The following is a 12,026-nucleotide window of genomic DNA, read 5'->3' on the forward strand; positions in this document are numbered from 1 at the left end:
TATCCACCGTAACCCACCAAAATCTGCTGTCTTCATCTCCTTTGTTCACAGATGAACCCCTTCAGATATTCAAGTGAACATGGCACATCAAAGAGATAATCGCCCCAAAAGAAATAAGGATAAGGGGTTGACGCGATCGCGAAATTTAGGTATTATTTCATCATGGGAAAATATGCCGACCTGTAGGGTGGGTTAGGTGGGAATCAATTAACCCAACCAATCCTTTAATTCGCTATCCACAGTAACCTACCAAAATCTGCTGTATTCATCTCCTTTGTTCACAGATGAACCCCTTCAGATATGCAGGTGAACATTATCCATCAAAGGGATAATCGCCCCGAAAGAAATAAGGATAAGGGCTTGACGCGATCGCGGATTTCAGGTATTATTTCATCATGGGAAAATATGCCGACCTGTAGGGTGGGTTAGGTGGGAATCAATTAACCCAACCAATCCTTTAATCCGCTATCCACAGTAACCTACCAAAATCTACTGTATTCATCTCCTTTGTTCACAGATGAACCCCTTCAGATATTCAGGTGAACATGGCACATCAAAGGGATAATTGCCCCAAAAGAAAAAGAATTAGGGCTTGACGCGATCGCGCATTTTAGGTACTATTTCATCATGGGAAAATGTGCCGACCTGTAGACCCCTCTTAACCGGAACCCGTAACTCGCCCCTACAGAGTTAAAAAACACAGAACACATCACACATAATGTCATCGAAAATAACCAGACATGCATGATGGAAGGGTGTAGAGAGGGGAATAACCAAGAACATTTATTCCTTATTCGCAATTTCAATAAAATCTTCAATCGTCTTAATCGTGGGATCACCCGCTAAATACCCAATCCCCCGATGTAGATGAAGGCGAAACTGAGTAGTCAGAGTATCCTTATCACACCCTAAACCATCATTATGACAGCGTTGTTTCAGCGCAATTAACAAAATATCAGCCGATTCGCCACCAAACACCCGCCATGTCATTTCCACATTCGAGTCAGCCGGAATCGGGACAGGTGAAGGTTGAGTCGGTTCCGCCAGAGAACGGCAAAACGCCCAGCGGCAAAGAATATTCCACTGATCAATTTTAGTGTAGCGTTTGAGCTTGGTTAGTTGGTCTTTGGCTGATTTGGAGAGTTTAAAGCGTTCAATTTCCATTTTTCAGGGAACAGGGAATAGGGAACAGGGAACACCTCGACTTCGCTCGGTGTGTCACAGAGAACAGGGAATAGACAATTCATCATATCAAAATGACCACCGCAATTCCATTCACCTCAAATGAAATGACTACAGGCGATCGCTCTGTTGGCAATAACCACGATTCACAACATACCCCGTTACTCTTTCTCCTTCGCTACTGACACATCTGTAGCTTGACTCAATGTCGTTTTGGCTCAACTTGTCAAGTTTTGATAACTTCAACTATTCCTTCCTCCCCAAAATGTTCAAATTTTCCAATCAGAGTCTTGTCTCAACAAAACGTTATAATTGCTCGTTTTTGACCCCTTTTCCCGAATAATCTACTAATTTTCAGGGGTTACGGCGATTGTGAGTAAAATGTGCGGTTTTCAGGTATAGTATTTATGGTGGGTTTTTTGTAAGTTTCAATCATCTAGACAAAGCTAAAACCATTGAATTATCGTGGAACTTTGTATAATTTCTAGTTTTTGCCTCACTGCCAATGTTCCCTTGAACGCATGTATTTTTTTAAACTTACGATAAAAATCATGACCAAGACTTGACAAAAACACAGATTACAAAGTTACAACAGCTTGGTTGACGCCTATTACCAGGGGTCAAAATAAGGCGCGTGGGTGAGATTAATGAATGATGTTAAAAAAATTACCGTTAAGTCCAACCGGATGGCGAAATTTACTGATTGCCGTAATCATACTGGGGATAGTTTTCCGCGTCTATAACCTCGATCGCAAGGTTTACTGGTACGATGAGACAATGACCTCGATGCGAATCTCTGGGTATACCCAAACCGAAGTTATCCAGCAGGCATTCGACGGTGAGGTGATTCCAGTTGCAGCCTTCTTAGAGCGGTATCAGTATCCCACGCCAGAAAAAGATCTCAATGACACGATTAACGCCTTAGCCGGAAATCCCGAACATTCGCCCCTCTATTATCTAATGGCACGGTTCTGGTTGCAACGCTTTGGTCATTCCGTTGTCACCATTCGCCTCTTATCCGTATTAATCAGTTTCCTGGCATTTCCTTGTATGTACTGGTTATGTTGGGAACTCTTCGGATTATCGACAGTAAGTTGGGTTGGTGTTGCCATTATAGCGATTTCCCCGTTCCATGTCTTGTACGCCCAAGAAGCACGCGAATATAGTTTGTGGACAGTGACTATTCTATTATCAAGTGCGGCATTATTGCGAGCCATTCGATTAAAAAGCTTACCGAGTTGGGGAATTTACGGAATAACTGTGGCGCTGGGACTTTATACTCACCCCTTTTCCGCCTTCGTTTCTATTGGACATGGTATTTATGTTTTAGTCACTGAAGGATTTCGTTGGAGTCGCCAACTAACGAAGTATTTATTATCATCTCTAGTCGGGCTACTCCTATTTTTACCCTGGTTAGGGATTGTGATTAGCCATTTCCCCAAATTCGTAGACAATACCGCCTCGGTTAACTTGAATCGAGAAGGATTTTTACCCTTATTTTGGGGATTAAATCTGAGTCGAATTTTCTTTGATGTGAATCAAGGAACCAGCCCATTTAGTCCACTGCATTATCTGAGTGCTTTATTAGCTGGCTATGCGCTATACTACCTTTACCGCAAAGCCCCCCTCAACGCTTGGGTGTTTATTATCACCTTAATTGGGGTTACCGGAATCGCCCTAATTGGACCCGATGTCATTTTAGGCGGGCGTCGTTCTAGTATTACCCGATACGCCGTTCCCAGTTATTTAGGAATTCAGATAGCAGTAGCGTACTTGCTCACCGCCAAAACCACCGCAATCAACGGTGAGACAAAGCATCTAAAGCGCTGGCAATACGGCGCGATCGCACTCTTATTTTGTGGTATTATCTCCTGTATCGTCAGCGCCCAATTTCCGGTATGGTGGCACAAAAGTCATAGTAAAAGTCGATATAATCCCCAAGTGGCTGAAATTGTCAATCAAGCCAAAAATCCCCTCGTGGTTAGTGATAAAATTCCGGGAATTATGTTTTCTCTCAGTCATTCCCTGCATCCAGACGTTCATCTCCAGATGGTTCTCCCCCCTGGAATTCCCCAAATTCCCAATCAATTTTCCCCCATCTTTGTCTATCGACCCACAGAACCCTTGAAACAAGGAATTCAAACCAATCATCAACTAACCGAAGAACCCAACTCCAAATCCTGGTTATGGAGAGTAGAATAGTTTGTTTGTAGTTGCGCTTTAGCGCCCTAATCCTTTGCCCCCATTCCCTCAAAGTCTAGCCAAAAAATATTATAAGTTAAATCGTACCCCCTTAAGGCTAGTAAACAATGCCTAACATCAAACTCATTGGGTGTCGTTCCTCAACCCAACCTACAACATGATTCACCATGGATACTTTAATTATCATCATCACCGCTTTAATCGTATTTGCCCTCGGCGCATCTATCGGCAGCTTTCTCAACGTCGTCGTTTATCGCCTACCCGCCAACTTATCCATCCTGTTCCCCCCCTCCCGTTGTCCGCATTGCTTACACAAACTCGGCAAACGAGAGAACATCCCCATCCTCGGTTGGCTCTGGTTAAAAGGGCGCTGTCGTCATTGTCGTAGTCGCATCTCTTGGCGTTATCCCCTAGTCGAAGCCATCACCGGATGCTTATTTTTATTAGTTTTTTTACACTATAGCTTAAGCATAGAAACCTTTGGGTATTGGACATTTTTAAGCTGGTTATTAGCCCTATCCTTAATTGATCTCGACACCATGACACTCCCCAACTCCCTCACCCAGTCCGGATTAGTTGCAGGTATAGTCTTTCAAGGCGCATTCGCTTTTTTCCCAACCGCTCAACTTTCCGAGATATCGGCTCAACTCATGACCGGAATTGGCGGTGCAGTGTTGGGAATTTGGTTATTTGACATCATCACCCTAGTCGGTTCTATCATCTTTGGGCAAACCGCCATGGGCGGAGGAGATGCCAAACTAGCCGCAATGATGGGGGCTTGGTTGGGATGGAAATATTTACTATTAGCTGGGTTTTTAGCCTGTGCAGTCGGCGCATTTGCTGGCGGCGGTGCTATGGCGATGGGTTGGCTGAATCGGCGACAACCGATGCCCTTTGGACCATTTCTAGCTTTAGGTGCAGGATTGACAGTTTTTTGGGGAGAAGCTATTTTATCAGCTTATCTGCGGTTATTTTTTCCCTTATCATTTGCCGTTTAAGAAGTAGGGCTTGCTGAATAAGTATAGGGGTGAGGAAAGGGAATAGGGAACACCTCGGACTTCGGCGTGAGCGCGGCAACTGAGCCTGTCGAAGTTCAGTCGAACGCTTCGCTCAGTAACACGCTCAGTAACCCGCTCGGTGTGTAACAGGGAACAGTAATGATTTGTCCCGTTTGCCGAATAGAGAAAGAGTAGAGTATAAATAACGGGCAGAATCATTGAATTTACCATTTTAATTCTTTCTTAAGAGTCTTTTCTCATCCCATGGTATTGGCAGAATTTTTCATTCCCCACGGACATTGCTACCTCTGGAAGCCAGAATTAGTTGGGTTACACCTAATCTCTGATTTTCTCACCGCATTGGCATATTTCTCCATTCCCCTAACGCTAACTTATTTTGTCACCAAGAGAAGCGATGTCCCATTTAACTGGATTTTCTGGTTATTTAGTGGGTTCATCATTGCCTGTGGTACGACCCATATTATGGAAATCTGGACGCTTTGGCATCCGAATTACTGGTTATCGGGTGAGATAAAAGCCGTGACTGCCCTAATTTCGGTGGTAACCGCAGCAGAACTTGTCCGACTACTTCCCCAAGCCCTGACAATCCCCAGCACCGCCCAACTCGAAGCCGAAATTAAAGAACGTCAAAAAGCCCAAGCGGAACTCTTGAAGGAAAAAACCCACCTTGCCCAAGCTCAAAAAGTTGCCCATGTGGGCAGTTGGGAATTTGATTTAGCCACCCAAAACATTACTTGGTCTGATGAAACCTTTCGCATTTATGGACTCTCTCCAGGACAACCCACACCCACCCTAAGAGAACATCGACAAAAAATTCATGCCAATGATAGAAAAGCTTGGAAAAAAACAGTTCACCAACTCGTTCGGGGGAAATCGTGCCAACTAGAATTTCGTATCCTGCACCCTGATGGGTTTATCCGCCATCTTTTCGCCCAAGGAGAACCGATTTTCAATGCCCAGGGTCAGGTGCATAAACTATTCGGTACTCTACTAGATATCAGCGATCGCGTCGCAGCGCAACAACGGGAACGGTTATTCGGGGCAATTGCCTTACGCATTCACCAATCCTTAGACTTGGATGAAATTCTTGACACCACCGTCACCGAGGTGCGACAGTTCCTAGAAACAGACCGAGTGTTGATTTACCGCTTCAATCCAGACTGGAGTGGGCAGATTGTCGTCGAGTCAGTGGGGGAACCCTGGACAGCCGTTCTGAATACAACTCTAGATGATCCCTGTTTTGGCAAAGACTACGCTCAACTTTATCAGCAAGGTCGAGTTAGTGCGATCGCTAATATTTATACCGCAGGTTTACATCCTTGTCATCTCCAGTTACTTACACCCTTCCAAGTCATCGCCAACTTAGTCGTGCCAATTATTTTAGGTGACAAACTTTGGGGATTATTAATCGTCCATCACTGTCGTAGTCAACGGCACTGGCAATCCTACGAAATCGAGCTATTACAGCAATTAGCCACCCAAGTCGCGATCGCACTCCAACAATCGGAGCTATATTCTAAAGTACAGGCGGAACTCATCGAGCGGCAACGCATAGAAAAAGAACTACGAGTCAGCGAACAACGATATCGTTCCGTCGTCACCGCCATGTCTGAGGGCATTCTACTCCAGCAAGCCGACGGTCAGATTATTGCTTGTAATCTCAGTGCTGAAAACATTTTAGGACGTTCTGCTCAACAGATACTCGGACAAATCGGGATGAACTGGGGGGGACAAATCATTCAGGAAGATGGTTCTCCCTTCCCCAGCCAAAACCATCCCGCGATGGTAACCTTACGCACAGGAAAACCCCAAGTAAGAGTAATTATGGGAATTTCCCCACCCGAAGCATCACTCCTACCTTGTCCAGTGAACGACTCACCTGTTGCTGGAAACAAGGCAAAAAGCGGAGGGCTGAAATTACGACACAAGGAGCAAATATGCCAAGAACAAAGACATGATATCACCTGGATTAGCATGAATTCTCAACCTCTGTTTAATCCCGGAGACAGCCAACCCTACGCCGTTGTCACCTCATTTTCCGACATCACCGAGAGCAAACGTTCCCAAGAAGCCTTGCACTTAATCACCCAGCAAGAACGAGAAAGAGCCTTGCAACTCGAACAAGCCTTGCAGGAACTCCAACGCACCCAAGCCCAACTGGTACAAAATGAAAAAATGGTTAGTTTGGGGCAACTCGTGGCAGGGGTGGCACACGAAATCAACAACCCCACCAGCTTCATCTACGGCAACATCACTCCCGCCTCCGACTATACTCAAGACTTACTGCACCTGATTCAACTCTATGGCAAACACTATCCCGAACCCGTTGCCGAGATTGCCGAATACATAGATTATATTGACCTAGAATTTATTGCCACTGATTTCCCCAAACTTCTCGCCTCAATGCAAGAAGGCGCTCGTCGCATCAGTGAAATTGTCCAATCCTTACGCCACTTTTCCCGACTTGATGAAGCCGAGTGCAAGCAGGTGAATCTCCATCAAGGCATCGATAGCACTCTGCTAATTTTAAAACATCGACTGACCCAACAGGGAAATCGTCCTCCGATTAAACTGGTTAAAGACTATGGTCAACTGCCGTTAGTCAAATGTTATCCGGGTCAACTCAATCAAGTGTTTATGAATATTCTAAGCAATGCCATTGATGCCCTTGACGAAGCTCATAATCCTGCCTATTTATCAGGACTTCCTTCAGCCAACAGAGGAAATAGCAATCACCTATCCCCAATAAATAATCACCCCTCACCGATGATTTTGATTCACACAGAATTCGTTGAACCCAATTCGGTAATTATTCGTATTGCTGACAACGGTGCTGGCATCAAGGCAGAGGTTCAATCTCGAATATTTGATCCGTTCTTTACGACCAAACCTGTCGGTCAAGGAACTGGTTTAGGATTGTCGATTAGCTATCAGATTGTTGTAGATAAACACGGGGGACAGCTTCAATGTCATTCCCATCATCCTCAAGGAACAGAGTTTGTAATTAAGCTACCTGTCAATAAGTCATAATGACTTAGTAATCTCACCCGTTTCTCGGCTGGATCAGGTGCAAAATCTGAGATAAGTAGTCAGACAAAAGAAAACGGTACTGTATTAAGTTTTGTACATCAACCTCAAACCCTTACTGTTCCCTGTGAGACACCGAGCGAAGTCGAGGTGTTCCCTAATCTCAACCGTTCACGTTAATTGTGTCCATCTACTTAACTGTAGTTTTTTTGTAGTATAATACATAAATCTGTAATCGGGAAATACCCAGAAGGATAACTCTATGTCTGAACAGACACTGAGGAAATCAATGAATTTAGACTCATTAGGCTGGAGTGAATTTTTTGCCAACAGCCTCAATCCCCAATGGCAAGAAAGCTACACCATTGGTCGAATTGCCCTAGAGTACAAAAATACTTATCGTCTCTACACCGAACAAGGCGAACTTTCAGCAAAAGTTATCGGCAAACTGCGCTACCAAGCAACTGGACGCCAAGACTTCCCGGCTGTAGGGGATTGGGTGGTGATTCGCCTCACCAATGAAGGTAAACAGGCGATAATTCATGGCATTTTGCCCCGGAAAAGTCAATTTTCGCGGAAAACCGTTGGCACAAAAACCGAAGTCCAAATTATTGCCACCAATATCGATACGATATTTTTGGTCTCTGGTTTGGATGAGGATTTTAATCTGCGGCGCATTGAACGCTACCTGCTTCTGGTGTGGGAAAGCGGCGCGAATCCTGTAATTGTCCTCAATAAAGCGGATTTAGGCGAGGATATTGCTGAAAAGCGAGAGGCTGTTGAAGCGATCGCTTTTGGTGTACCTGTGATTATTTTAAGTGCAGTCAAAAATCAGGGATTAGAATCCCTAACACCTTACCTAAAACCCGGACAAACTGTTGCTTTACTCGGCTCCTCAGGCGTCGGCAAATCGACGTTGGTGAACCAGTTAATTGGTCAAGTCGTGCAAGCGGTTGGAGAAGTCCGTTCGGGCGATTGTAAAGGGCGACATACCACTACCCATCGCCAATTGATTCCCCTGCCTTCAGGAGGTTTGCTGATCGATACTCCAGGGATGCGGGAACTTCAGATCTGGGCAGACGAGGAAAGTTTAGCCGATACCTTTACCGATATCGACACCTTAGCCCAGCACTGTCGTTTTCGTAATTGTAAACACCAAGACGAACCCGGTTGTGCTGTGCAACAAGCCTTGGAAAATGGCATCCTTGATGAGCAGCGTTTCCTGAATTATCAAAAACTGCAAAAAGAACTTCACTATTTAGCCAGGAAACAAGACCAAAAAGCCTCCTTAGCCGAGAAGGAAAAGTGGAAAAAAATCACTAAAGCCCTGAGGAATCAACACAAACACTGATGCCAAATCGCAGAACATCATAGCGCCCATTTAGGGGCGGGTTTGACAACTATCGCTTCTGGTTTACCCAGATGCGACTAAACCCGCCCCGACTTTCCTTAAAAAAAGAGATCACTCTATTGACAATAATTTCTGCTAGTATCATGAGCGAGGTGACGTTTAGCTGAAGTCGCCTGTTAACTCACAGCCGAAGCGTCTAATAAAGTAGCCTAATCTCAAAATTACAACTATCGTTAGACAGAAAAAAAGATCCTTCTCAGGTTAGATGAATTGTGCCAATTTTCAGCCAAGACTATGAATGGACTATAAATAGCCGACCTCAGAATAAATTGGTGTGTCTAATGTGACATTGAATGGGGACACCTAGGATGGAATCCCGGCAAGTCCGCTCAAGAAGTTCTTTGGGGATATCGAGCCTGAATCAATGTGTTTATTTATACCCATTTCAATTAGACTATCGGCATTTTAACAAGGAGTTAGACGTTCATGGAAAACGCTAAAAATATCAACGATAACTTAACCGTAGCCACCAATCAGGTGACGCCGGAGCAATTGCAACAAGCGGCTCAAGAGGGGGTGAAATCGGTATTGAATCTGCGATCGCGTGAGGAAGAGGGGTTCGCTAGCGATGAAAAGCAGCAAGCCGCCGCCGCCGGATTGCACTATGTCAATATCCCCGTTAAACCCGACGCCCTAACCGAGGAACTGGCAAGCCAAGTTCTCCAACAAATCGAGGAACTGCCCAAGCCAGCCGTAATTCACTGCAAGAGTGGGTTACGTTCCGGGATGATGGCATTAATGTATGTGGCAACTCGCGAAGGAATGACCGCAGAACAAGCCATGGAAAAAGGCAAAAGCATGGGCTTTGATTGTGAGAAATCCCCTCCAATGAAAGAATTCTTCAAAAATTATATTTCACAGCATTCACAAGGGAGTTAATCCTGAATCGGAGAAAGAATCATGGCATTAGTTTTAGAACAAATTAACACCGAAGGATTGGCGCAGCTATCCTATATAGTGGGAGACGATAAAGCGGGTGTCGCCGCCGTTATTGATCCGCGCCGCGACGTCGATATCTATTTGCAAATTGCGAGATCGCGGGGTGTGAGAATTACCCATATTCTGGAAACCCATATCCACGCCGACTTTGTATCCGGCGCATCGGAACTTCAAGCCCGTACTGGCGCAACAATTTACGGCGGGAAGAGTAAAGATTATCAATTCCAGATACAGCAACTGAGTGAGGGAGACGAGTTACAACTGGGTACAGTTACCCTCCGCACCCTGCATACGCCGGGACATACGCCAGAACATATCTGTGTATTAATTCATGATGCTCACCAGGGGAAAGAACCCTTTGGCGTACTCACAGGAGACACGCTGTTTAATCTAGATGTTGGGCGTCCCGATTTAGTCGGTACAGGAACCGAGAAAAAACAGGCGGCGCAACTGTATCATTCATTATTCGACAAACTCGTCCCATTAGGCGATCGCGTCGAAGTTTATCCCTGTCATGGTGCGGGTTCAGCCTGCGGTAAATCCATAGGCGATCGACGACAGAGTACAATCGGCAATGAACGGATTTTTAGTGACGCCTATAAACAGCGAACCGAAGCCGAATTTGTCGAGTGGATTTTGAGCGATATGCCAGAACCCCCCACTCACTATTCCCGCTTAAAGAAAGTGAACGCTAAAGGGGCACCGATTAAAGGGTGCGTGCCAACATTGCAACCCTTATCTCCTCAAGAATTCCAACAGAAAATGGCAGATGAAAACACCATTGTCATTGATACCCGTTCCATGCTGGCATTTGGCGGCGGACATATTCCGGGTGCGATTAACATTGCCCTGCAATCTGCCTTTCCTACCTGGATGGGTTGGATGATTGAACCCGAAAAAACGCTGTTATTAGTCGTAGAAAGTGCGCGGGATTTATCGCTTGTTACAGAACAGTTATTCCGTGTGGGTTACGATAAATTAGCCGGATATCTCCATAATGGGATGAAAAGTTGGCAGAATGCGGGGCTACCCTTGCAGCACCTGGGTGAGTGGACGGTGCATGAGTTGAATCAGCACAAGGAAGACTCAAAGCTGACGGTGTTAGATGTGCGAACCGATAAAGAATTTCACAGTGGCTGCATCCCTGGCGCTGAACATATTTATGTCCCTCATCTTGAAGAAAAACTGGATAAGTTAGATAAAAATAAAACCGTAGCTACCTACTGTGGGAGTGGATATCGGGCATCTATTGCTGCCAGTTTGCTGCAAAAGCATGGGTTTAAGAAAGTTATCAATATTCCCGGTTCATGGAGTGCCTGGAAGAGTGCAGATTTACCTGTGAAACAACCAGCATAAATGAATTAGGATTAGGCAAACAAAACGGTAGGGGTGCACGCTCCGTGCGCCCGATTTAACGATGCCATCTATTCCTTAATTTTAGTAGTTGTAGGTTGGGTTAACATAGGAAACCCAATAAAGTTAAGAGTCATTATCTGAAATATTGATTAAAGAATACACCGCTCAGTTAACATCGGTGGGTTGCGGCGGATACTCCATTAAATGATTATCGCTTCGATTTAGATGCCGCCTAACCCACCCTACGTTACTTGCTTCCCCTGCTTCCCCTGCTTCAAGAACTCCCTACCCCCACCACAAGACTTATTCAGCAGCCCCTATTTAGGCTGGGCAAGAGTGATATATTAACAATCGGTGGTCAATTTGAATTGAAGCCGAGAGGGAATCATCTTGACAGAAGAACAAAAGCTGATTGAAAAACTACAACGCATTGAATCCTTATTTGCAGGTGCAACTACAACGGGGGAAAAAGTGGCGGCGGCGAACGCCCTAGACCGTATCCGCGAAAAGCTCACCGATGTGCAAAAGCTTGATCCGCCGGTGGAATACAAATTCACATTGACGGATATGTGGTCAAAGAAGCTATTTTTAGCGTTATTACGTCGTTACGGGATTGAACCCTATCGCTATTATCGGCAAAAATATACCACAGTAATGGCTCGTGTTCCGGTTAGCTTTGTGAATGAAACCCTGTGGCCCGAATTTCAGGAGTTGGATGAGACGCTGCGTTCCTATTTAGAGGAGGTCACAAATCGCGTGATTTCCACGAGTATTTATGCGGATAGTTCGGAAGCTGAAGTTCGGCAGGGACGTTTAAAATGTACAGAATTTAACGAGTAATGGAGATAATTATGATTAGGCAAAGGCTAAGGAGAGACAATTTTAAATCC

The 12,026-nt window shown here is 45.1% G+C and carries 8 protein-coding genes; 7 read left to right on the forward strand and 1 reads right to left on the reverse strand.

The window, feature by feature from the left end:
* Positions 1-783: 783 nt before the first annotated feature.
* On the reverse strand, positions 784-1,164 hold the full coding sequence (dndE, locus tag RIB93_RS24080; RefSeq protein ID WP_446376404.1) for a DNA sulfur modification protein DndE: 381 nt from the start codon (positions 1,162-1,164) through the stop codon (positions 784-786).
* Between the two features lie 669 nt (positions 1,165-1,833).
* Between dndE and RIB93_RS24085 the strand changes: the two genes are divergently transcribed.
* From RIB93_RS24085 to RIB93_RS24115, 7 genes are all read left to right on the forward strand, one after another.
* A complete protein-coding gene (locus RIB93_RS24085; RefSeq protein WP_446376406.1) occupies positions 1,834-3,384 on the forward strand; it encodes a glycosyltransferase family 39 protein in 1,551 nt (516 codons plus the stop codon).
* Between the two features lie 167 nt (positions 3,385-3,551).
* Positions 3,552-4,382: a prepilin peptidase gene (locus RIB93_RS24090; RefSeq protein WP_446376408.1), complete on the forward strand. Its 831-nt coding sequence runs from the start codon at positions 3,552-3,554 to the stop codon at positions 4,380-4,382.
* 264 nt (positions 4,383-4,646) lie between these two features.
* A complete protein-coding gene (locus RIB93_RS24095) occupies positions 4,647-7,433 on the forward strand; it encodes a GAF domain-containing protein (protein WP_446376410.1) in 2,787 nt (928 codons plus the stop codon).
* A gap of 286 nt (positions 7,434-7,719) precedes the next feature.
* A complete protein-coding gene (gene rsgA / locus RIB93_RS24100) occupies positions 7,720-8,781 on the forward strand; it encodes a ribosome small subunit-dependent GTPase A (protein WP_446376412.1) in 1,062 nt (353 codons plus the stop codon).
* Positions 8,782-9,267: 486 nt separating this feature from the next.
* Entirely contained in the window at positions 9,268-9,720 is a 453-nt protein-coding gene (locus RIB93_RS24105; protein WP_446376414.1) for a beta-lactamase hydrolase domain-containing protein, read from the forward strand.
* A 21-nt stretch (positions 9,721-9,741) separates the two neighbouring features.
* Positions 9,742-11,136: a rhodanese-like domain-containing protein gene (locus tag RIB93_RS24110; RefSeq protein WP_446376416.1), complete on the forward strand. Its 1,395-nt coding sequence runs from the start codon at positions 9,742-9,744 to the stop codon at positions 11,134-11,136.
* Positions 11,137-11,526: 390 nt separating this feature from the next.
* A complete protein-coding gene (locus tag RIB93_RS24115) occupies positions 11,527-11,976 on the forward strand; it encodes a hypothetical protein (RefSeq protein WP_446376418.1) in 450 nt (149 codons plus the stop codon).
* Positions 11,977-12,026 lie beyond the last annotated feature (50 nt).

The sequence above is a fragment of the Coleofasciculus sp. D1-CHI-01 genome (assembly GCF_040218875.1).
GTDB lineage: Bacteria > Cyanobacteriota > Cyanobacteriia > Cyanobacteriales > Coleofasciculaceae > Coleofasciculus.